Below are 22082 nucleotides of genomic sequence, written 5' to 3'. Positions count from 1 at the left end.
GAAGGGGGTTCCTCTGGGATGGTTCCGAACAAACTGCTTAACCTAGCGCAAGGTCGTGAACCCATTCTATCTCAATGCGTTAAGCCTCCATCAACCGATAAGATGGAGGCAGGAGATGACGATCGCGGTGCGGTTTCCCGATGGGAGCATCCAGAATGTGCCTGCCCAGTTGCGGGAAATAAGCGATCCGGCCTGCCCCGACACAGCGCCCCGTTTCGAGCGGGTGCCGCTTAATTGTGATTCGAACTGGACCTATCATCGTCGTGGCGAAAATTGGTACGCCATGCCGCGCGTAGGCAGTCTATCGATCCTCCACCCGGTAGCGGCAGAATGGTGGCGTTCGGTCGCGCATATGGACGAGGACGCTGCAAACGCTATGGGTCCAGCAAAAAGGCTGCGTAGACAAAGACAGCAGCAGCGTTCCGGCTGGGACAGTGCCGCATGAGCGTCATCCGCCCAATACGTTGATCGTGAAGGCCAATATGCCAAGGTTGAAGAGAAAGGCGGCCAAGCTCTGAAACAACGCCGTGCGGCGCATGCTGCTGCTCGTAACGGAGACATCGGACGTTTGGAACGTCATGCCCAACGTGAAGGCGAAATATAAAAAGTCCCAATAGCCCGGCTCGTCCGTCGCCGGGAAATCCAGGCCGCCACTGTCTTGCCCCTCCGGCCCTGCACGATAGAAGATATGAGCATAGTGCATGGCGTAGACGAGGTTTGAAAAGAGCCAAGCGGCCAGCAATGTTACCAGCAGCAAGGCGATTGTCGGCCCCTTATGCGTGCCCTGCTCCCCCACGGCCACGCCGACCGCGACCAGCACCACCAGGCTGACGATGGCGTTCATCAACAACATGATTTCGCGATTGGCATCATTGGCCACCGCCTTGCGACGCATTGCCATGACGTCGGCGCGAAGCAGTGAGGTCACAGATGCCATGAAGGCGAGCGCCGCAATGTCGAACCCCGCCATCACGGCTGATGCCAAGGGAAGGCCAGCGCCAAAGGCGCTATCGTCGCCAGCAAGGCCAGGAACATGCCATAACGCCAAGGAAAGATAGGCGATCCTGATCGGGCGCGGCTCATGCGCTGTTTACAGCGCGCAATGGCGAGGCACGCAAGCGGCGATCACAGCACGGCTGCGATCAAGCCTCGTGCGCGCGCTTCATTGGCTTCGAGATACCAGTTTTCGGGCGCTTTTTCGAGCAGTTCCTCCATCGAGATGTCCGACCCCAGGATCAAATTCTGGAACCCTTCATTCTGGATCGCGATCGACGACTGGATTTCGTTGAGGGTTGCCTTCAGCGTCGCGATACAGGTCGATAATGGGCCGGCGAGTTGGATCGTCTTGGTGATCAGCCGCTCGTGAATCATCAGACGCGTGCCGCGCGTGACATAGCGGTTTTCAGTCGCAAAGAAGCTCATGAAGGTCGCACCGGCCGAATAAACCGCCGTGCGGCCCAGAAACACCAAGCGCCGTTTAGGGTAAAGGTCTGAATGGAAACGAATATCCTCGCCCATCAGCCGGGCGATTTCCGGGTCGCCGCCCAACGTAGAGATTTCCACCACTACCAGCCCCTGCTGCGGTGCCGTGGACAGGCAATTCTTGAAATGAAGATACATGCCATGATCGACCACCCCCGACAGCATGATCGCGGGATATTCAAAATCCTTGGGGCCGAGCATTGGCGCAGTCATCTGCATGATAGGTACCTTGAAATGGAGATGGGTTGCGCAGCATTACGCATGACGCGGAAAAAAGCTGCCTTAGATGCTTATTCTTTTGACTGGCGCACAGCGCGACAGGCTGTAAAGAACAGATCATGACCAAAGGGCAGCGGGCATGATCGCGAAACTCAAGGGGCTGTTGGACAGCACGGGCATCGACCATGCCATCATCGATGTGGGCGGCGTCGGCTATCTGGTCGGCGCGTCGTCGCGTACGCTCGCGGCTCTGGGTGCGGTGGGCGAAGCTGTGACGATCCATACCGAAATGCTGGTGGCGGCGGATTCGATCCGCCTTGTTGGTTTCGCCCGTGCGGAGGAGCGCGACTGGTACCGGCTGCTGACCCACGTGCAGGGCGTCGGATCGCGCGTGGCGCTGGCCATATTGTCGGCGCTCGAACCGCTGGAACTGCACCGGGCCGTCGCGATGGGGGACAAGGCGATGATCGCCCGCGCCAATGGCGTCGGTCCCAAGCTGGCCCAGCGCATCGTCAATGAATTGAAGGACAAGATCGGCGCGGCCCCGGTCGGCAGTCCGATCGGTGCAGGCGGCGTTGCCGTGCTGCCGACGGGCAGCTTCGCCGCCGACGCCCTGTCCGCGCTCCAGAATCTGGGTTTCAAGCCCTATGAAGCCAGCACCGCTGTCGCGTCGCTGAAGCCGAGCTGGGTGACGACGCCAGCCTTGACGCGCTGGTAAGGCTGGCGCTGCGGAAGGCGGCGAAGTGACCGACAGAACAATCTACAGTGCGTATATTCAGCCTGCCGCTGATTTTATCATTAAATTTGGTGAAGCTATTGTTTTATCAGTTTTTTTTCAGATTGCTGCTGAAAGAACGAACAACGTAGCTATTGATATAGCCAATGTATTAGTTGCTCTTGCTCTCGGTGCATACGCTGGATTACCTGTTGGTTTATTAGTTATGAAACCTTTATCAGGGCGAACAACTAAACATCTTTTGACCGCCCTAGCCATCACGATACCGCTTTCCATTTTTCTTGCTTGGATAGCTTTTCAAATTGGTTTCGGACTGCGAGAAATCGTGGCGCAGCTAACGAAAATTACAACATGACCGACGACCGCCTCCTAACCCCTGCCCGTCGCGTTGAGGATGTCGACGCTGCGTTGCGTCCCAAGTCGCTCGACGAATTTATAGGGCAGGAAGCGGCACGCGGGAATTTGCGCGTGTTTATCGAGGCGGCAAAGGCGCGGGGCGAAGCGCTGGATCATGTATTGTTTTTCGGTCCGCCTGGCCTTGGCAAGACGACGCTCGCCCAGATCGTCGCCAAGGAAATGGGCGTTGGCTTTCGCGCCACGTCCGGGCCGGTCATTGCCAAGTCGGGCGATCTGGCCGCATTGCTCACCAATCTGGATGAAGGCGACGTGCTGTTCGTCGATGAGATCCATCGGCTCAATCCGGCGGTCGAGGAAGTGCTCTATCCGGCGATGGAGGATCGCGCGCTCGACCTGATGATCGGCGAAGGGCCGTCGGCGCGATCGGTGCGCATCGACTTGCCGCCGTTCACGCTGGTGGGAGCCACGACGCGGCAGGGCTTGCTGACGACGCCGCTGCGCGACCGGTTCGGCATTCCGGTGCGCCTGCAATTCTATACGGTGGACGAACTGGAACTGGTGGTGCGGCGCGCCGCGCGATTGCTGGACCTTGCCATTACGCCCGACGGCGCGATGGAGATTGCCCGGCGATCGCGGGGGACGCCGCGCATCGCCGGGCGACTGCTGCGCCGGGTGCGCGATTTCGCCAACGTCGCGGGCGTCGCTGCCGTGGATGCGAAGGTTGCCGACGCCTCGTTGCGGCGGCTGGAAGTCGACGAGTTGGGGCTGGACCTGATGGACCGGCGCTATCTGATGATGATCGCGGACATTTATCGCGGCGGACCGGTCGGGGTCGAAACGCTGGCGGCAGGGCTTTCGGAAGCGCGCGACACGATCGAGGAAGTGATCGAGCCTTACCTCATTCAGCTTGGCCTTATTGCCCGCACGGCGCGCGGTCGCTGCCTCAACGGGCCAGGGTGGAAGCATCTGGGCCTCAATCCCCCGCAGGATGTCCAGAACGGACTTTTCGACTGACAAAAGCCAACAAAGCCCATGGCCGTTACGGCAAGGCGCAGCTATAGCCTCCCGATGAGCAGGCGTGCGTCAGACGCGCCGGAACCGCAGGAGCAGCGCCTTGAGGGCCATCGAAAAATTCCCCAATCTGGTCACCATGTTCTTCGCGCGCGCGAGCGAGAAGGGCGACGCGCCGTTCCTCTGGCGCAAGACGAGCGGCGCATGGCAGTCGCTAAGCTGGACCATGGTGGCGCAGCAGGTCGCTGCGCTTTCCGCCGCGCTCAAGGCGCAGGGGCTGAAGCCGGGCGATCCGGTGATGCTGGTCAGCGAAAACCGCCCGGAATTCTGCATCGCCGACCTCGCCATCATGGCCGCGGGATGCATCACCGTGCCGACCTACACCACCAACACGACGCGCGATCATCAACATATATTGACCGATAGCGGCGCGCGCGCGGTCATCGTCTCGACCGCCAAACTCGCCCAAGCATTGATGCCCGCCGTCGTCCGCTCGCAAGCGGCCTTCATCATCGGCATGGAGCCGTTGCGCGGGACGCAGGGACAGATCGCCTGCCATATGTGGGATGACCTGATCGCGGCCCACCCGACCGATGTCGCCGCCTGCGCCGCGGCCCAGACTGCGACCCGCAATGACCAGGCCTGCATCATCTATACCAGCGGTACCGGCGGCGCACCGCGCGGGGTGATGCAGCATCATGGCGCGATCCTGCTCAATGCCGAGGGCGCAGGCGCGATCGTCGTAGAGGATTTCGGGCGGGGTGAGGAAGTCTTCCTGTCCTTCCTGCCGCTATCCCATGCCTATGAACATAGTGGCGGACAATTTCTGCCGATGCTGCTGGGTGGGCAGATCTATTATTCCGAAGGGCTGGAAAAGCTCGCCAGCAATATCGAGGAGACGCGGCCGACCATCATGGTCGTCGTGCCCCGCCTGTTCGAAGTGCTGCGCGCGCGGATCATGAAGTCGATCGAGAAGCAGGGCAAATTCCCCAGCTATCTGATGACCCAGGCGCTACGAATCGCTGCCAAGGAGCAGCAGGGACGAACGTCCTTGCTCGACCGGCCGATGAAGGCGCTGCTCGCCCGCACCCTGATCCCCAAAATCCGGGCCCGTTTCGGCGGCCGGTTGAAGGCGCTGGTGTCGGGCGGGGCACCGCTCAATCCCGATGTCGGCCTGTTCTTCGACGCGATGGGGCTGATCCTGCTACAGGGCTATGGCCAGACCGAAGCCGGGCCGGTGGTCAGTTGCAACCGCCCGCGCGCGGGAATCGCCATGGACACGGTTGGCCCGCCGCTCGATGGGGTGGAAGTGAAGATCGCCGAGGATGGCGAAATTCTGGTCCGGGGCGAATTGGTCATGCACGGCTATTGGCGCAATCCCGCGGAAACCGAGAAGGTGTTGAAAGACGGCTGGCTCCACACCGGCGATATCGGGGAATTCGACGCCAAGGGGCGCATCCGCATCACCGACCGCAAGAAAGACCTGATCGTCAACGACAAAGGCGACAATGTCGCGCCGCAGAAGGTCGAGGGGATGCTGACGCTGCAGGCCGAGATCGGGCAGGCGATGGTCCATGGCGACCGGCGGCCCTATCTGGTCGGGCTGATCGTGCCGGATGCCGAATGGACGCTGGAATGGGCGCAAGCCAAGGGTTTGACGCTGGCGGAGGCGCGCGCCGATCCGGCCTATATGGCGGCGTTGCGCGCGGCGGTGGACCGGGTGAATAGCGATCTGTCGGTGACCGAAAGGGTTCGTCGCTTCATCCTGGCCGACGAGCCGTTCACGATCGAGAATGAGGAAATGACCCCTTCGATCAAAATCCGCCGCCATGTGATCCGCAAACGCTATGCCGACCGGCTGGACGCGCTTTACAAGGGCTGAGCGGGTTCCCCTGAAGGCTGCTTGGGTCGGTCGGCGTCCGCAACGCCGAATGTTGCCCATTCGGCGCCCCCGGCGGGTGAGTCGGGCAGCATCCTTGCCGTTTCGACCGTTATCCCGGACTCGCTGTGCCGCCGATGGATATAGGCTTTGGCGATCATATTGGCCGAGATCGGCGCGGTGATGAACAGAAAGAGCGTGATCAGCAATTCATGCGCCGACCAGCTGAGGCCATGGGTCGGGAAATACAGCATCGACGCCATCAGGCATCCGCCAACGCCCAGCGTGGTGGCCTTGGTCGGGCCGTGCAGGCGGCTCATCAGCGATGGCAGGCGCGCCAGTCCCCAACTGCCGATCAGCGCGAACGCACCACCGAGCACGATGAGAAAAGCGATGATGAGATCGATCATGGCGGTCATTCCGGCTGGTCCATCCTATTCCACAATATCGCCGCGCAGCAGGAACTTGGTATAGGCGACGGTGCCGACGAAGCCGACCATGGCCAGCAACAGCGCCGCCTCGAAATAGGTGCCGCTTTCTTCCAATATGCCGAACAGGATGATCAGCGCGATGGCATTGATCACCATCGTGTCGAGCGCCAAGATACGGTCCGGCGCACTGGGTCCGCGCAGCAAGCGGTAAAGGTTCAGCAGCATCGCCAGCGCGACGCACCCCAACGCGATCGACAGAGCGGTCTCTATCATCGAAATATCTCCAGCAGGCGGCGCTCATAGCGCACCTTGATGCGGTTGATTTCCCCCGCAGGATCGCCGGTATCGAGCGCATGGACCAGCAGATGGCGGCCATCGGTCGAAATATCGGTGGAGACGGTGCCGGGCGTCAGGCTGATCGTGCCCGCGAGCAAAGTGATCGCCTCGGCCGAGCGCAGTTCCAGCGGTATGCTGAGCCAGCAGGAGCGAAAATCGCGGTTGCGCCGGAACAGGATCAGCCAGGCAACCTGAAAATTAGCAACGACGATGTCCCATAGCACCAGGAACGCATAGCCGAGCAAGGGCAAGCCAAGACGCATTTGCGGCCGATCCGGCCAGAAGGGCGCCGTGAAGAGCGGCACCACGATGGCGAAGAAGAGGCCGAGCAGAAAGCCACCGACGCTCAGGCTGTTGAGCACCAGCATCCACATGATGACGAGCAGAAGCGTGAGGCCGGGATGCGGCAACAGGCGTTTCATGGGGTTGCTCCCGGTGCCGCTGGTCCCAGTACGGCGCGAACATAAGCGGGCACATCGAAAATCTGGCGGCTGGTGGCGTCGGCATAGGCCGTCGCGGGGCCAGCGGCCACGGTCAGCGCGCCCAGCATGACCAGCAGGAAAAAGGCCGGCATCGCTTCGATCGCGCGGAAGGCGGTGCGGCTTTTGGACGTGGGTGGGCAGCTACCCTGCTTCCAGAACACGGTGGTGCCTGCCCGTGCCATGCCGACCACCGCCAGCAGGCTGGTCCCCAGCACCAAGGCCCAGATGGCGATGACATAAGGCGATGCGAGCGATGCCTGAAGGATGAGCAACTTGCCAATGAAGCCAGACAGCGGTGGAAGCCCCGCCAGCGCGATCGCCGCCGCCAGAAACAGCAGGGCCAGCCTGCCCTGGCCGGCAAAGGACGATGTCGGCACGATCGAGTCGCCCTCGGCCGGACGCCAGCGGATGACGAGATCGACCGTCAGGAACAAGAGGGCAGCGGCCAAGGTGGTATGCGGCAGGTAGAAGAGAGCAGCAGTCATGGCGGGCTGATCGAACTGAGCGATGGCGACAAGCAGGGTGGCCGTCGAACCGATAAGGCCGAAGGCGGCCATATCCCGCAAGCTTCGCGCCGCGAGCAGGCCGACAAATCCCAGCAGCATAGTGACCAGCGCCGCAGGAAGCAGCACTTGTCCAACGCCATCACCAAAGATCAGCGGTACGGTGCGCATGATCGCATAGGCCCCGACCTTGGTCATGATCGCGAACAGCGCGGCTACGGCGGGGGCCGTCGAACCATAGGTGCGCGGCAGCCACAGGTGCAACGGCGCAAGCGCAGCCTTGAGTGCGAACACCATAACGAGCAGCAACCCGCCCGCGCGCAACAGCCCCATATCCCCCGGTGGCAGGGCAGCGGCGCGAACCGCCATGTCGGCCATGTTGAGCGTGCCGGTGATCCCGTAGAGCAGGCCGAGCGCGATCAGGAACAGCGTGGAGCCGATCAGGTTGACGATCACATATTGCACGCCCGCGGTGAGGCGCTGCGCGCCCTGCCCATGCAGCATCAGGCCATAGGAGGCGATCAGCAGCACTTCGAAGAAGACGAACAGATTGAACAGATCGCCAGTCAGGAATGCGCCATTGATACCAAGCAACTGGAACTGGAAGAGGGGGTTAAAGTGCCATCCCTTACGATCAAGGCCAGTCAGGGTCGCATGAGTCGCCACGGCAAGGCCGAGCACAGCCGTCAGCAGCAGCATCAGCGCCGCCAATCGGTCCAGCACCAGCACGATGCCGAAGGGCGCTGGCCAATTGCCCAGCGCATAGGCCAAGGGTTCGCTCGCCATCGCCCGCGCCATAAGGACAAGCGCCAGCAGGACGAGCCCGGCCGCCGAGCCAACCGAGATGGCCGCACCGATCCAACGCCGACGGCGACGGAACAGCAAGGTCGCGGTTCCCGCAAATGCGGGCAGCAGCAGGGGGGCAGCGATCAGCGCATCGATCATGGCGCGGCATCCCGATCGGGCTGGGGCGGATCAGCCTCGACGATACCATCGACCTGATCCGTACCGGTTTCGAGGAAACTGCGCAGCGACAGCACCACGGCGAGCGCGGTCATGGCGAAGGAAATGACGATGGCGGTCAGGACCAGCGCCTGGGGCAAGGGGTCGGCATAGTCGGTCACGCCCTTTTCATAGAGCGGTGGGTGATCGATCGTCAGGCGACCGATGGCAAATAGGAAGAGGTTGATGGCATAGGACAACATGGCAAGGCCAAGCACGACCGGGAAAGTGCGGCCGCGCAAAGCGAGATAGATGCCCGCCGCCGTCAGCACGGCGATGGCCGATGCGACCAGAAATTCTATGCTCATGTCCGGCGCCCCCGCAGTTTGGCCGGGTCGATGTCCATCGGGCCATCATCCTCCACAAAGGCTTTTTCCGCGCGCTGGGCGATGTGGCTAAGTTCGGCCAAGGCCAGCATCACCGCGCCGATCACCGTCATGGCAACGCGACGTCGAACAGCATCGCCGTCGTCAATTCGAACGTTCCGACGAGCGGCAGCGTGACATAGCCGAAAGCGCTGGTGAACAGCGGCGCGCCGAAGAACAGCGAACCAAGACCAGTCAACGCAGCAATGGTGACGCCAAAACCGATCAGCATATGTTCGTCGATCCGCCGCCGCTGATCCGCCCATTCAAAGCCCGACGCCATATATTGCATCAGCATCGCGATGGAGACGACCAGCCCGGCGATGAAGCCGCCGCCCGGCAGATTATGCCCGCGCAGGAAGATGAAAAGGCCGATCATCGTCGCCAGTGGCAGCAGAAGCCGTGCGGCAACCGCGAACATCATGGGATGGCGTTCGGGCGATCGCGGAAGATCTGCCACCCACTCGCGCAGGCGCTGGCCCGACGGCCCACGCGCCACCGGTTGCAGAAGCGCGAAGATGGTGAGCGCGGCGATGCCCAGCACCGTGATTTCGCCGAACGTATCGAAAGCGCGGAAATCGACCAAGGTGACGTTGACCACATTGGTCCCGCCGCCGCCCGAATAGCTGTTTTCCCAATGATAGGCGGAGATCGGATCATTGGGTTCGCGCGTCATCACGGCCCAAGCCGCCAGGCCTGCGACCGTGCCACCGGCCAGCCCGATCAAACCATCGCGCAGACGCAGACCGTTGCTGGACAGGCGCACCGGCTGTTTGGGCATCAGGTTGAGCGCGAGGAGCAGCAACAGGATCGTCACCACTTCCACTGAAATCTGCGTCAGAGCGAGGTCCGGGGCCGACAGATAAATGAAGGCCAGTGAGATGACGAGGCCGACCACGCTGATATAGACCAGCGTAAGATAGCGTTGGCGCTGTGCCTTCACGACAGCGATGACCGCTGCAACCAGCAAGCCCCAGGCGAGGATCGCCACGGGATGGGCTGGTATGGTGGGACGGGTGCCGGGGCTGTAGCCGCCAGTCCACACGCCCAGCGCGCCGACCAGGATCGCGACCAGGAACAACAGGCTGAGTTGCCGTTGCAGCGAGCCATTATGGATGGCCATCGTCATGTCTCTTGCCCGATCGACCAGCCATTCCAGCGCCCGGTCGAACATCCGCTTGGCATCGGGCAGGCGCAGGGCATCCCATAGCCGCAGCAACGGGCCATGAAGCCACAGCATCAACGCCCCGACGGCTACCGCAACGATGCTCATCACCAACGCAGGCGTCACGCCATGCCAAAGCGCGGGCTTGAACGGCGGCGCGGTCCCGCCAGTGACGATGGCGGCAGCGGGCGTGACGAGGCCCACTGTCAACGTCTGCGGGAACAGGCCGACCAGGATGGTCAGCGCAACCAGCAATGCAGAGGGTGCCCATAGCCCGAACGGCGGATCATGCGGTTCTACGGGATAGGATGCCGGGCGGCAGCCGAGATAGAGATGCACGATATACCGCAGCGAATAGGCCACCGACAGCGTGGCTCCAATCACCGCAGCAAGCGGTACGATCCACGCCTGCCCCGCCCATAGGGTGTGCCCGGCCTCCTCCAGCATCATTTCCTTCGACAGGAAACCGGCAAGCGGGGGCAAGCCCGCCATGGAGGCGGACGCAACGATACCCAGCGTTGCGGTGATCGGCATCAACGTCGCCAGCCCGCCCAGCAGGCGGATGTCGCGCGTGCCGGTTTCATGATCGACGATCCCCGCGTTCATGAACAGGGCGGCCTTGAACAGGGCATGGTTGAGCAGGTGGAAGACGCCAACCATCGCGGCGACCGGCGTGCCGAAGCCGAACAACATGGTCAGCAGGCCGAGATGGCTGATGGTGGAGTAAGCGAGGATGGCCTTGAGATCATGACGAAACAGAGCAACGGCCGCGCCGAGGATCATCGTGATCAGCCCGGTCGTCGTCACCAGATAGAACCACAGGTCCGTCCCCGATAGCACCGGCCAGAAACGGGCCAGCAGGAATATCCCGGCCTTTACCATGGTCGCGCTGTGCAAATAGGCGCTGACGGGCGTGGGAGCCGCCATGGCGTGGGGCAGCCAGAAGTGAAACGGGAATTGCGCCGACTTGGTGAAGCAGCCCAGCAGGATCAGGATCAGCGCCACGGGATAGAGCGTGGACGCCCGAATGATGTCGCCGCTCGCCAATATGTCGGCCAGTTCGAACGATCCCGCGATCGTGCCCAGCAATACCAGACCGCCGATAAGCGCCAGACCGCCGCCGCCCGTCACCGCCAACGCCATGCGCGCGCCCTGCCGCCCCGCCGCCTTGTCGCTGCGAAAGCCGATCAGCAGGAAGGAGGACAGGCTGGTGAGTTCCCAGAAGATGAGCAGCAGCAAGATGTTGCCCGACAGGGCGATGCCCAGCATGGCCCCCTGAAACAACAGCAGCATGGCCAGGAACCGGCCCATCGCCTCGTCAGCAGCCAGATAAAAGCGCGCATAAAGAATGATGAGCAGGCCGATGCCCAGAATCAGGCCCGCAAACAGAAAGCCCAGCGCGTCGAGGTGGAGGCTGAAGTCCAGCCCCAAGTGCGGCACCCAGGCCATATGCCATTGCGCCACCCCGCCGCCCAGCACGAGCGGGGCGAACCAGCCGAGCAAAGCGAGCCCAGCCACGGCGGGAACCAAGGCTATCAGGGCCTGCGCATCGCGCCCTGCCCGGCCCATGATCGACAGCAGCAAGGTGCCGACGAATGGCAGGAGGCAAAGCAGGACCAAAAACAAATTCTTCTCCGGGTCGATACCCTCAAGGCACGATGATGGCAGGCCTATCCGATGATGATGCCCGTCTTCCCCATTCCTATGTCGAGAGGCAACCCTAAACCGACATCCACCTTCGATCGGCCGATCGGAAGGTGCAGCGAGGGCCAGAAATGTCTTGTCTAATCGAGTGACGCGGTCGCTGGATGGTCCAGAGCCGATGGCACCCTGCCTAGGCTCAACTGCCGTTGGGACCAGGTCCACCGCCGCCGCCTGCGCCGGCCCCGCCCATGCCACCGGCACCGACCGCGCCGATATTGCCGAAAATCTCGTCGAACAGGCTGCGATTGCGGCCGAGCGTAGGAGTCTTGTCACCCGATGGCGAAATATTAGCGACCTGTTCCAGCCCCATGCGATCGACCGCGGCGACATTACCAGCATCGTCAAAGCGGACGCGCAACACGGTCTGTTCAACGGGCTTGGGATTGGAAAAGGCCAGCGCACGCATGCTGCGCGAAATATAATACCATTCCTGCTCGCCAAATTGCGAGGTGAAGGTCGGACGACCCAGCGTCCCTTCCACCGAAGCGCGGTTGTCGATGCCAGGCTGGACCGAATCGACCAGCAGCTTGTCGACTTGATAGCCCTGATGGGTGCGAACGCGGGTGCAGCCCGATGCGCCCAGCACGAGTGCGCCAAGGCCTATGGCGAGCAGGATGCGCCCCTGTGCGGAATGACGGCTGAACGGACGCATCGACTTCTCCTGCGGGGGCGGACCCGCGAACCCAAGAAACATGACGCCGCCATTGCATTGGGCGGCGCAGCGATCAATATGGAAATGCGCCGCCCCCGGCAAGGGGCGCGAAATATGGGGCAATGCGCGCCGCCCGCCCATCCACCATGAAAAGACGTTGCCGCATGTCCACCACCTCCCCTTCCTTCCTGCAGCGACTGTTCGGGCGCACCGACCCCAAGGATAGGCTGATGCCGCTTTATCAGGCGATCGTCGGGGAAGGGCGCCAGCCGCACTGGTATCTGGAGGGCGCGGTGCCCGACACGCTGGACGGGCGGTTCGACATGATCGTCGCGATCCTGAGCCAGGTGATGGTTCGGCTGCAAGAGCAGGGAGCCACGCAGGAAAGCGTCTGGCTGACCGAAGTCTTCGTCGATGATATGGACGGCCAGTTGCGGCAGGAAGGGATTGGCGATGTCGTGGTCGGCAAGCATGTCGGCCGGATGATGAGCGCGCTTGGCGGGCGGATCAGCGCGTATCGCGCGGCATTGGGCGGTGAGGCGGATTTGCGCGAGGCGCTGGTGCGCAACCTTTATCGCGGCGCGGCGGCGCCTGACACCGCGCTCGACCATGTCGAAGGGGCTTTGCGCGAGCGCTGGACCCGGCTGGGTTGTCTGTCGCGCGATGCCCTGTTGGCCGGAGATATCGGATGACGCCCGTCCCCGCGCCTGAATTTTCACGCCCGCTCAAGGTCGACCAGATCGGTCGGCTCGCGGGCAGCGTGCATATCGCGGCCAAGGCCGAGGAGCGCCTGGCATTGATGCGCCGGTTCGGCCTGCTCGCGCTCGATCGGCTGGAAGCCGATTACGGGCTTGGTGAGGAAAATGGCGCGATCGTGGCGCGGGGCCGGATACGCGCCACGCTGTCGCAGCCCTGCGTTGCGACCGGGCTGCCCGTGCCGGAGCTGATCGACAGCGATTTCCTGCTGCGGTTCATTGTCGAAGGGACCGACGTGATCGACAGCGACGAGTTGGAGCTGGATGTCGAGGATTGCGACACGATCGGCTATGACGGCCAGATCATCGATATGGGCGAAGCCGTCGCGGAGACCATGGCTTTGGTCATGGCCCCCTATCCCCGATCCCCGGATGCGGACGCCTATCTGAAAGAGGTTGGCGTGTTGAACGAGGATCAGACCGGTCCCTTTGCCGCTTTGCTGGCGCTCAAGACCAAGAAATAACGGAGCGGCGCAACGCCGTTTTCCTTTTGTTCCGATTATGGCATAGCATTGGCCGATGGACCCGGGGCCGCAACCACTGCGCAAGATCATCCATATCGACATGGACGCGTTCTACGCGTCGGTGGAACAGCGCGATGACCCTGCGCTACGCGGCCAACCGATCGCCGTGGGCGGAGCTGGCCCTCGCGGCGTCGTGGCGACGGCCAGCTATGAAGCGCGCACATTCGGGGTCAAGTCGGCCATGCCCGGCGCACGGGCGCGGCGGCTCTGCCCCGGGCTGATTTTCGTCACGCCCCGATTCGATGCCTACCGGGCGGCGTCCGCGCATATTCGCGAGATTTTCAGTCGTTATACGGACATCGTCCAGCCGCTGTCGCTGGATGAAGCCTATCTGGACGTGACGGTGAACAAGTCGGGGATCGCGTCGCAACGCAGGTGGCCGAAGAGATACGGCACTTGATTCGGACGGAAACGGGCCTGACCGCATCTGCTGGCGTGTCCTACAACAAGCTGATTGCCAAGCTGGCATCGGACCAGAACAAGCCCGATGGCGTGTGCGTGGTGCGGCCGAGCGAGGGCGCAGCCTTCATCGCGACGATGCCGGTGCGGCGCATCCACGGCATTGGGCCAGTGACCGCGCGGCGGATGCATGAATTGGGGATCGAGACGGGGGCGGACCTGCGCGCCCGCGATCTCCGCTTTCTCCAAGCCCATTTTGGCAGCTCGGCGGACTATTATTATCGCGCGGCGCGGGGCGAGGATGACCGACCCGTGCGCGAGCGCGAAGGGCGTAAGTCGGTGAGCGTGGAGGACACATTTTCCGACGACCTGACCGACCGGGCCGCGCTGCTGGCAGAGATCGAACGGATCGCTGCCAGCTTGTGGACGCGGATCGACAAGGCACAAGCCTGGGGCCGAACGATCGTGCTCAAGGTGAAATTCGCCGATTTTCGCATCATCACCCGATCGCGCAGCTTCGCTGTGCCAGTACGATCGCCCGATATATTGGTGCAGGTCGCACGCGAGCTTCTGCTGGCCCAATTGCCCTTGCGCATGGGCGCGCGACTACTGGGCCTGGGCGTGCATAATCTGGAAGCAGAGGAAACAGCCGATCAGGGCGAACAACTCGCCCTGTCGCTATAGCCTGCGTCAGAAGGGCATCCAGTTCCGTTTTTCGCTGAACTTCATATAGCCGGCATTGACGCCCAGCCGATAGCCGACGCCAAGCCGGATTGGGATCAGCACCACATTGCCCCAACGCAGGTAGCTGGCGGTGAAGCCACCCACCAGATAAGCCGTGCCTTCAGCGGCGGGGAAGCGGTGGTAAAGATCCTGCGTGTCGTAGAGATTATAGACCAGGACGAAGGTGTTGGCCGCATTGCCGCCGACGTCGAAACCGATCGACGGGCCAGTCCAATAGACTTCGCGTTTGCCTTCGACCTTATGGTTCAATGTGCCTGACCCATAGCGCAGGCCAACGACGAAAGCGCCCGAAGCCTCGCGACCGGCGATATAGGCGTTGGGACGCCCCTGATCCTTCAGCACTTTTTCGATGAGGCCGGCCAGTCCTTCCGCGCCCTTGCCGAACACACCCTCGGCCGCACCGATCAAATCGTCTTCCTGATAGGAGATGGTTGGATCTGGGGCGGCGGGGGGCGAATTGGCGGTTACCGGCGCGCCGGTTGCCGTCGCCGGATCTTCGATCGCTGGTGGGCCATCATAGACACTGGAATCGACGCCTGGGGCTGTTGGCGCGCTATTTGTTGGGGGCGGCGGCGCGAGATCGGCATCGATCGCCGTATTGGGATCGATCGTGCGGACCTGTGCCTGCGTCGCGACGGGCGTCAGCGCCAGTCCGGCAAGTGCCACGACCAGCGTCCCTGCTCGCGCAACACGGGCGGCCATTTGCCCCATTTTGCTGTTCATGCCCGTCGCTCCCCGAAAAATCTGCACTCAATCATAGGCCCGGTTATCGGCTTTCAAGCTGAAAGGCCAATGAACGAACGCCAATCTGAGTCGATTCTGCGCCGGAACGAATGCGCATGGGGGGAATGCCTGCAAAATAGCTGTGACAGACCCGTTGCCATGCAAGAAGGCCATCGCTATAGCCCCTCCCCAGCCATTGTCCGCCTAACCGGCAGGCAATTCGTGCGGAGACGTGGGTGAGTGGCTGAAACCAGCGGTTTGCTAAACCGTCGAGCCCTGAATGGGGCTCCCCGGGTTCGAATCCCGCGTCTCCGCCAATTTTTTTACATGCCCGGCTAACCCGAAGAGCCCGATGGGTTCGCGTGTTTTCGATTGATCCGCGTCACATACCACTCCTGTCATCTCTCGATGACCGATTGGCATGTGGCAAAAGGGTGGGAGAATATCCGCTCGGCAAAGCCTATTTGGAGGCATGAATTCATGCGGTGATGCTGGACGCTATAATCTTGGTCCAAGTCATTCGCTCTTATCCGATCCCATCCATCCCGGCATCTGCTACGGGTCGGTCTGTCAGGCAGTCGGCTTATGCCGCCGCCCTGTTCCCTTACGCCTATTTGCGGACATGAGCCATGGAAAGCCCTGCACCAGCCAAACCTCCAACGCCCGACCTGCGCTTCATCGCCCAAGGTGCGAGTGCAATGCTCTACGATAGGGGCGATGGCCATGTGATCAAGATTTTCCGAAACAGCGTTTCGGATGAGATGATTGCGCGCGAAGTCGCAGTGTCGGTCCATGCCAACACCGTCGGCCTGCCGACGGCGCCAGCGCTTGGCCGCCATGATGGCGAAGAGGGCCGAGCCATTGTCTACCCCTATCTGGAAGGACCGACCTTGATGGCGTGGTTGCGGCGCCATCCCGTGCGTGCGGGCTGGGCGTTGGAACAGATGGCGGATCTCCATCGGCGCATAAGCGAGGCGCCCGCAGGGCAGTTGCGGTCGCTCAAACAGGTTCTGGAAACCGACATCAGCTACGGCCCGGCTCCTATGGCGATCAAGCAATCCGCAATTGCCTATCTACGAACATTACCGGACGCACCCATCCTGACCCATGGCGACTTTCACCTGGGTAATATCATGATGACTGACGCTGGCCTCAAGGTCATCGACTGGTCAAAGGCGGCGGCAGGTCATCCAGCGGCCGATGCTGTGCGGTCCGAAATGCTCATGCGCTTTGGCGAGGGGCCAGATGACGCGATCACAAATCTGTGGCGCGACTGGGCCGCCCGGCACTTGGCCAGATGCTATCTCACATCTTCGACATTTTCGGCTTCTGACATGAGTATGTGGCGGCCTGTGGTCGCGCTGGCATGGCTCCGCGCTAGGCAAGCAGGGCGCGCCAAGAGTTTTCATCGCTATCTCAATAAAGCTATGGCTCAAGTCAATATTTCACCTATATTGATCTAGAGACATGACGACAGCAGAAAATCCGCGTCATTCCGTCGACGATCTCCCGCGATGCTATGTTCGGAAAGGCCCAGCCTTCTTATGTCTATGATCTATCCTGTGATCCTTTGCGGTGGCGCTGGAACGCGGCTATGGCCGCTCTCGCGTAAGGCCTATCCTAAACAGTTTGCGCATTTGATGGATGAAACCAGCCTGTTTCAGCGCGCAGCCAGCTTGGCATGTGGCGATGGATTTGCCGACCCCGCAATCGTTACGGGCGATCCTTTCCGCTTCATCGTGGCCGAACAGCTGGAAGCAATCAACAAGACGCCGTCGGCCATCCTGATCGAACCGGAAGGTCGCAATACCGCGCCTGCCATTCTAGCCGCGGCTCTTGTCCTGCACGGTCAAGCGCCGGACGCATTGATGCTGATCCTCCCGTCCGATCATCTGATCCCCGATAGCCCAGCGTTCCGCGCCACGGTCCGCGCCGCGAGCCAGAGCGCCATGGACGGCGCGCTCGTAACTTTCGGAATCGAGCCGACCCGTGCGGAAACAGGATATGGCTATCTGGAACTGGCCGATCCTTCGGCCCGTTCGGTCACCACGCCGCAATCATTGGTACGCTTTGTCGAAAAGCCCGATGCGACCAGCGCCGCTGCCATGCTGGCTTCTGGGCAATATCTTTGGAACGCGGGTATTTTCCTTTTTTCCGCTGCAGCTATTATCGATGCTTATCGCAAACATGCACCCGACATATTGGCCGCCGTCCATGAAGCCGTTGAGGTGGGCGCAGCGACCTTGGGTTTACTCGCCTGGGCAAGGATGCCTGGGGCCGGGCGGACCGCATATCGATCGACTATGCCATCATGGAAAAGGCCGACAATCTGGTCGTCATGCCCTTTTCCGCCGGTTGGTCCGACTTGGGCGACTGGAAAAGCGTCTGGCAGGAAGGCAGCCCTGACGATGCAGGCAATGTCCTGTCACACAATGCCACGGTCATCGACAGCAGCGGCAGCTTGCTGCGGTCCGAAGCGCCGGGGTTGGAAGTCGTGGGCATCGGGCTTACCGACATGATCGTCGTCGCCATGCCCGACGCAGTGCTGGTCGCACCTCGTTCTGCTAGTCAGCGGGTAGGGGAGGCAGTCGCCGTGCTCAAGGCCCGGCACGTCAAACAAGCCGAAGCCATGGCATCGGACAAACGGCCCTGGGGCTGGTTCGAAAGCCTGGCAATCGGTGACGGGTTCCAGGTCAAGCGCATCGTGGTGAAACCAGGACAGGCGCTATCGCTTCAGAGCCATCACCATCGCGCCGAACATTGGATTGTCGTGGCCGGCACAGCGAGAGTGACGATCGGCGAGGATGTCCGCTTGGTCAGCGCCAATCAGTCCGTCTACGTGCCTCTGGGTGCAAAGCACCGACTCGAAAATCCTGGCAAGATCCCGGTCGAGATGATTGAGGTGCAGACCGGCAGCTATCTGGGTGAGGACGATATCGTCCGTTATGAGGACCGATACGCGCGAGATTGATGGTCGCGGGCGATCTGCATCATGCCGCCTGTTATCAGCATCGACTGGCTGTCAAAAGCTGGGATATAGTTGAGAGGGTGAAATAGGACCCAAGCCTTCGCCGGGGAACACCACAGATAGGTTCCAATCAACGGCTGCTGGTAAATTATCGGATATTGGGATGGGCTGGCCTGTTGCGGTTAGAGCGCGGCAGGGTGATTGGCAGAATGTCACGCTTGAGCAGGTTTTTCGCGGAATCGGTCGCCGTCACAACTCCACCTACAGGCCCCGGGCGGAGTTTGACGGCTACCCCAGCCTTGGCTTGAGCAACGGCAAGGGCTGCAACGACAGCATAGCCCAAAGCCTTCCGCCGGTCAGGATGATCCCCAGAGACCGTCCTTGATGGTTACAGCGGGCACTGACTTTGCTCGTAAAGCCGTGGCTGAACGGCGAAAAAGCCCGCGCCCACGCCTCTCCGTTAGCGTCGCTCGCCTTCTACTCCGATCACTGTTGAGTCATGCCTGTCCTGCGCGACGTAGAAGGGGCTGCGGACCGTGATGCTGCCGATTATATGCGGCCAGCCATCGGCAAACCCCAGTTGGCCTGCGCCTGCAGCAGCGCATCCCATACACCTTCCTCACGCCGCTATTCAGAATCCCACAAATCGCAGTGATCCATGCTTGCTCCCCCCAAAAAGTAGTCTTGGGTCAAAATCTCGGACGCTTGAGATTACTAAGCCACAATGTGCGATCGCCTTCCGCCCTAGTGATGATAGGATACTCTATTGGCAACTGCCTAAATCATATCCCTGATCGTTTGCACCCTAGGTGTTTTGGCGAACGAGAAATCTTCTCGCTCAATTGTCAGATTGGGACTGTAATAAGGGTCCTTTGCTAATAAGGTTCCCCAGCGATTTTTCATGAAAGCAATTTCACCATTAAAACGTGCTTGCTTTTCAGGCGTGTCTTCGGTGCCACGCGAGGCTGATTCATGATGATACATCTCAGCATAGGGTGTCCACACATTGCGATAGCCTGCTTCACGAACGCGCAAGCAGAAGTCGACATCATTGAAAGCCACGGACAATCCTTCGTCCAGGCCATTCACCTCGCGGAAAACGGATGCTTTCACCATCAAACAGGCAGCAGTCACCGCACTGAGCGCCTGGGGCAACGCCGCACGGCCAAAATACCCCACTGCACCCTTCTCAATATATTTATGAGAATGACCTGCAATGCCACCAAGACCAATTATGACACCACCGTGCTGGAGCGTATCGTCGGGATACCAGAGGCGGGCACCTACACAGCCAACATCGTTCCACTGGCCAAAAGATAACATTTCCTCCATCCAGTCCGGCGAAATTATTTCGATATCATTGTTCATCAAACAAATATGATCACCTGATGCATAAGAAAATCCCAGATTGTTAATTCTTGAATAATTGAATGGATTATTATCATTAATAACATTAATACCGCTGGAAGATATTCTATCAAAGTATTTAAAGGATAATTCTTCAACACTCCCATTATTGATAATTATTATCTCATAATTATCATATGTCGAAATATTATTTATCGACGATATGCACTGATCTAGCAGGTCGACCTTATCCTTTGTAGGGATAATGATACTGACTTTGGGGTTGCCCTCGACCTTAAACCGAACACGGAAATATTGGGGAAGTTCGGGTGCTATCGTGACATCCGCACGCTTACCCTCTCGCTCGACATGCTCGCGAAGCGCAAGGATGCTCGCACTTTCAGTATATGCCTTTTCCGAAGGTGCAAGCGCCGTACTACCCGCGATAGCTCTCCAGTGGTAAAGAACGCGTGGAACGTGGGCAATATTGCGCGCGCATCGCTCAAGAAAACGAAGCGTCATATCATAATCTTGCGATCCTTCGAAACCAAGGCGGAAACCTCCAATTTCCTTCAGGATACTTGTACGATAAACTGCAAAGTGCGATATCATGTTCTGCGTCAAGAACAGTTCGTAATTGAAATCACTTTTAAAATGAGGATCGTAACGATCGCCATCATCGCCAAGCTTATCTTCGTCTGTGTAAACAATATCTATATTTGGATTTTTATTTAGTTCGTTAACGATCCAGAATGCAGCGTTAGGATGCAGCACATCATCATGATCCATGAGACCAATGAAATCTCCGCTTGCAAGACCCAACGCTGTGTTAGAAGATTCAGATATATTACCGTTCTTATCACGAGTAATATACTTAATCCGATTATCTAGAGATGACATCTTATCTAACAGCTGTGTTATACGCGTGTCGCCGGAACAGTCATCTGCAATGCATAGTTCCAAGTTGCTATAGCTCTGGTTAATTACAGAATTTATAGCTTGCTCTAGATACTCAATCTCTACCTTATACACTGGCATTATGATCGATATCAACGGCCTATATGCAAATCTTTTGGCATAAGAGAGGTACAATTCTCGATCGCAATCAGGGTAATCAAACTCGTCTACCCAGTTTTTATACTCTTTATTTGAATAAAAATTTGATCCGTTTTCAATAAAAGACCGTATTTCTATAAATTTTGACTGCAGCTTTTCTTCTTTACCAGAACCTTTATAATGGGAAAAACCATCGGTGCCTGACAATCTTACGTCTTTATGCTGGGAAATATACCATTTGTTGTCAAAGAAACTGCCAGTGCGCCCTTCATTGAAACCATTTTTCAAGAAGTGTTGGTAAGGATCAATACCGGCTTCGGCAATATCCTTATATTGCTCTAAATAGCCGTCTGCATTGAAATATTTCTCCGCAAAGATGGGCATTATTTCAGAAATTATTCCGTTATCTAAGGATTCGTGTTGAGATACGCCCTCAACACTCTGCTCTGTATCCGCTCTATCACTTATGATTGATGCTATAGACTGGTATTGTTCGTTCGACATCGTCGAAGATGGTCGACGTCCAATTTTCACGCCGATCCATAAAAAATGTTCCGCTGGATCCATGCCCAGTTCTTTGACATCCGGATATTTTTCAAGATACCATGATTCGTCAAAACATCCTGAATTTTTCAGGTTTGAAATCTCTTCTTTATTCGACATGGTCATAGAATAATTCTCTAAGATCGAGTGATTATTATAAAAATTTGAACAGACCTAGATGACTAGAAAGTTCTTTTCTCGTTGATGCCGTGAATGATGTAGTGGCGGAGGGGGTCGATACCGGATGACAAAACATCGGGGTAGCGCACCAAATACGCATCCGCGTCGAACAGGCCTCTGCGAAGCAAACGTCCATTCTGCCATTTCTCACGCATCTTTTTCGGCGCGAACGCCCACCAGTTCGGATATCCCGTCACCACAGCATTGACCTCTTGCAACCATTTTGCGTGACGGCTGCTCTGATCCGCGGCCGCTTCCTTGGCTTTGAGCTGGGTTGAAAGATGCCTGACCTCCTTTGAAGATCCGACATCCGTCACCTCTGCCTGCCGTTGCTGCAAGAGCTTGCTAAGCGCCACGACTTCCGATTGCGCGGTCTCTAGGCTTTGCTGTGCTTCTTCCTTCTGAAGCCGAAAACCTTCGGCCAGCGCAGTCAGTTCATTTTCGCGCAACGCCATCTGCGCTTTTACCGAAGCGCCGTCAGTCGACTCAGCCTGCCGTTGCTGCAGAAGCCTGCTGAGC

General features: G+C 59.4%; 19 protein-coding genes, 1 tRNA gene and 5 pseudogenes. 12 read left to right on the top strand and 13 right to left on the bottom strand.

The genetic code is table 11. The features are described 5' to 3' along the window. Nucleotides 1-115 precede the first annotated feature (115 nt). Nucleotides 116-445: a hypothetical protein gene (locus BF95_RS26615; RefSeq protein WP_081764220.1), complete on the top strand. Its 330-nt coding sequence runs from the start codon at nucleotides 116-118 to the stop codon at nucleotides 443-445. Between the two features lie 3 nt (nucleotides 446-448). Here the strand turns inward: BF95_RS26615 and BF95_RS19315 are convergent. Continuing rightward, nucleotides 449-1083, bottom strand: a pseudogene (locus BF95_RS19315) (DUF1345 domain-containing protein). 42 nt (nucleotides 1084-1125) lie between these two features. Beyond that, on the bottom strand, nucleotides 1126-1701 hold the full coding sequence (locus tag BF95_RS19310; RefSeq protein WP_043153588.1) for a peptidase S14: 576 nt from the start codon (nucleotides 1699-1701) through the stop codon (nucleotides 1126-1128). Between the two features lie 139 nt (nucleotides 1702-1840). On the opposite strand from BF95_RS19310, the pseudogene ruvA reads away from it, so the two are divergent. The 4 genes and pseudogenes from ruvA to BF95_RS19295 all read left to right on the top strand — a co-directional run bounded on the left by ruvA (nucleotide 1841) and on the right by BF95_RS19295 (nucleotide 5687). Beyond that, nucleotides 1841-2448 (top strand): annotated as a pseudogene (ruvA, locus tag BF95_RS19305) (Holliday junction branch migration protein RuvA). Next, entirely contained in the window at nucleotides 2445-2792 is a 348-nt protein-coding gene (locus BF95_RS27530; protein ID WP_152542839.1) for a hypothetical protein, read from the top strand. Before ruvA ends, BF95_RS27530 begins: the two are co-directional and overlap by 4 nt. Continuing rightward, entirely contained in the window at nucleotides 2789-3808 is a 1020-nt protein-coding gene (gene ruvB, locus BF95_RS19300) for a Holliday junction branch migration DNA helicase RuvB (protein ID WP_043153586.1), read from the top strand. The genes BF95_RS27530 and ruvB overlap by 4 nt, the downstream gene beginning before the upstream one ends. 136 nt (nucleotides 3809-3944) lie before the next feature. Beyond that, a complete protein-coding gene (locus BF95_RS19295; protein WP_051520125.1) occupies nucleotides 3945-5687 on the top strand; it encodes an AMP-dependent synthetase/ligase in 1743 nt (580 codons plus the stop codon). Here the strand turns inward: BF95_RS19295 and BF95_RS19290 are convergent. The 8 genes from BF95_RS19290 to BF95_RS19260 all read right to left on the bottom strand — a co-directional run bounded on the left by BF95_RS19290 (nucleotide 5675) and on the right by BF95_RS19260 (nucleotide 12324). Beyond that, the gene (locus tag BF95_RS19290; RefSeq protein ID WP_043153585.1) at nucleotides 5675-6103 is read right to left on the bottom strand and encodes a Na+/H+ antiporter subunit G; all 429 of its coding nucleotides are present in this window, start codon (nucleotides 6101-6103) and stop codon (nucleotides 5675-5677) included. The two genes, BF95_RS19295 and BF95_RS19290, sit on opposite strands and share 13 nt — an antisense overlap. 15 nt (nucleotides 6104-6118) lie before the next feature. Next, entirely contained in the window at nucleotides 6119-6388 is a 270-nt protein-coding gene (locus BF95_RS19285; RefSeq protein ID WP_043153583.1) for a K+/H+ antiporter subunit F, read from the bottom strand. Continuing rightward, the gene (locus BF95_RS19280) at nucleotides 6385-6873 is read right to left on the bottom strand and encodes a Na+/H+ antiporter subunit E (protein ID WP_043153578.1); all 489 of its coding nucleotides are present in this window, start codon (nucleotides 6871-6873) and stop codon (nucleotides 6385-6387) included. The genes BF95_RS19285 and BF95_RS19280 overlap by 4 nt, the downstream gene beginning before the upstream one ends. Further along, nucleotides 6870-8381 (bottom strand): monovalent cation/H+ antiporter subunit D, encoded by a 1512-nt coding sequence (locus BF95_RS19275; protein ID WP_043153576.1) that lies wholly within the window; start codon nucleotides 8379-8381, stop codon nucleotides 6870-6872. Before BF95_RS19275 ends, BF95_RS19280 begins: the two co-directional genes overlap by 4 nt. Next, complete coding sequence (locus BF95_RS19270) at nucleotides 8378-8746, bottom strand: Na+/H+ antiporter subunit C (protein WP_235209872.1); 369 nt, start codon at nucleotides 8744-8746, stop codon at nucleotides 8378-8380. The genes BF95_RS19275 and BF95_RS19270 overlap by 4 nt, the downstream gene beginning before the upstream one ends. Beyond that, on the bottom strand, nucleotides 8743-8877 hold the full coding sequence (locus BF95_RS30395) for a hypothetical protein (protein WP_268747186.1): 135 nt from the start codon (nucleotides 8875-8877) through the stop codon (nucleotides 8743-8745). The genes BF95_RS19270 and BF95_RS30395 overlap by 4 nt, the downstream gene beginning before the upstream one ends. After that, nucleotides 8874-11594, bottom strand: a complete 2721-nt coding sequence (locus BF95_RS19265) for a monovalent cation/H+ antiporter subunit A (RefSeq protein ID WP_235209871.1) — start codon at nucleotides 11592-11594, stop codon at nucleotides 8874-8876. The genes BF95_RS30395 and BF95_RS19265 overlap by 4 nt, the downstream gene beginning before the upstream one ends. A gap of 214 nt (nucleotides 11595-11808) precedes the next feature. Beyond that, entirely contained in the window at nucleotides 11809-12324 is a 516-nt protein-coding gene (locus BF95_RS19260; RefSeq protein WP_043153603.1) for an outer membrane protein assembly factor BamE, read from the bottom strand. Between the two features lie 164 nt (nucleotides 12325-12488). Between BF95_RS19260 and BF95_RS19255 the strand changes: the two genes are divergently transcribed. From BF95_RS19255 to dinB, 3 genes and pseudogenes are all read left to right on the top strand, one after another. Continuing rightward, a complete protein-coding gene (locus BF95_RS19255) occupies nucleotides 12489-13016 on the top strand; it encodes a ubiquinol-cytochrome C chaperone family protein (protein ID WP_043153574.1) in 528 nt (175 codons plus the stop codon). Further along, the gene (locus BF95_RS19250; protein WP_043153572.1) at nucleotides 13013-13543 is read left to right on the top strand and encodes a DUF177 domain-containing protein; all 531 of its coding nucleotides are present in this window, start codon (nucleotides 13013-13015) and stop codon (nucleotides 13541-13543) included. The genes BF95_RS19255 and BF95_RS19250 overlap by 4 nt, the downstream gene beginning before the upstream one ends. Nucleotides 13544-13598: 55 nt before the next feature. Then, nucleotides 13599-14686 (top strand): annotated as a pseudogene (dinB, locus tag BF95_RS19245) (DNA polymerase IV). A 6-nt stretch (nucleotides 14687-14692) separates the two neighbouring features. Here dinB and BF95_RS19240 read toward each other — a convergent pair. Beyond that, a complete protein-coding gene (locus BF95_RS19240) occupies nucleotides 14693-15469 on the bottom strand; it encodes a DUF1134 domain-containing protein (RefSeq protein ID WP_043153570.1) in 777 nt (258 codons plus the stop codon). Between the two features lie 226 nt (nucleotides 15470-15695). On the opposite strand from BF95_RS19240, the gene BF95_RS19235 reads away from it, so the two are divergent. From BF95_RS19235 to BF95_RS29600, 4 genes and pseudogenes are all read left to right on the top strand, one after another. Next, a tRNA-Ser gene (locus BF95_RS19235) sits at nucleotides 15696-15786 on the top strand. A gap of 312 nt (nucleotides 15787-16098) precedes the next feature. Continuing rightward, entirely contained in the window at nucleotides 16099-16932 is an 834-nt protein-coding gene (locus BF95_RS19230) for an aminoglycoside phosphotransferase family protein (protein WP_043153568.1), read from the top strand. A 51-nt stretch (nucleotides 16933-16983) separates the two neighbouring features. After that, nucleotides 16984-17652: pseudogene (locus BF95_RS29605) on the top strand (mannose-1-phosphate guanylyltransferase); the annotation flags it as partial. Nucleotides 17653-17780: 128 nt separating this feature from the next. Then, nucleotides 17781-18440: a cupin domain-containing protein gene (locus BF95_RS29600; RefSeq protein WP_235209870.1), complete on the top strand. Its 660-nt coding sequence runs from the start codon at nucleotides 17781-17783 to the stop codon at nucleotides 18438-18440. A 774-nt stretch (nucleotides 18441-19214) separates the two neighbouring features. Here the strand turns inward: BF95_RS29600 and BF95_RS26610 are convergent. After that, the gene (locus tag BF95_RS26610) at nucleotides 19215-21509 is read right to left on the bottom strand and encodes a glycosyltransferase family 2 protein (RefSeq protein WP_081764219.1); all 2295 of its coding nucleotides are present in this window, start codon (nucleotides 21507-21509) and stop codon (nucleotides 19215-19217) included. 56 nt (nucleotides 21510-21565) lie between these two features. Beyond that, nucleotides 21566-22082: pseudogene (locus tag BF95_RS27930) on the bottom strand (hypothetical protein); the annotation flags it as partial.

This window comes from Sphingobium sp. Ant17 (assembly GCF_000588875.1).
In the GTDB taxonomy this organism is placed as follows: domain Bacteria; phylum Pseudomonadota; class Alphaproteobacteria; order Sphingomonadales; family Sphingomonadaceae; genus Sphingobium.
This window is presented reverse-complemented; position numbering and strand designations above follow the sequence as displayed.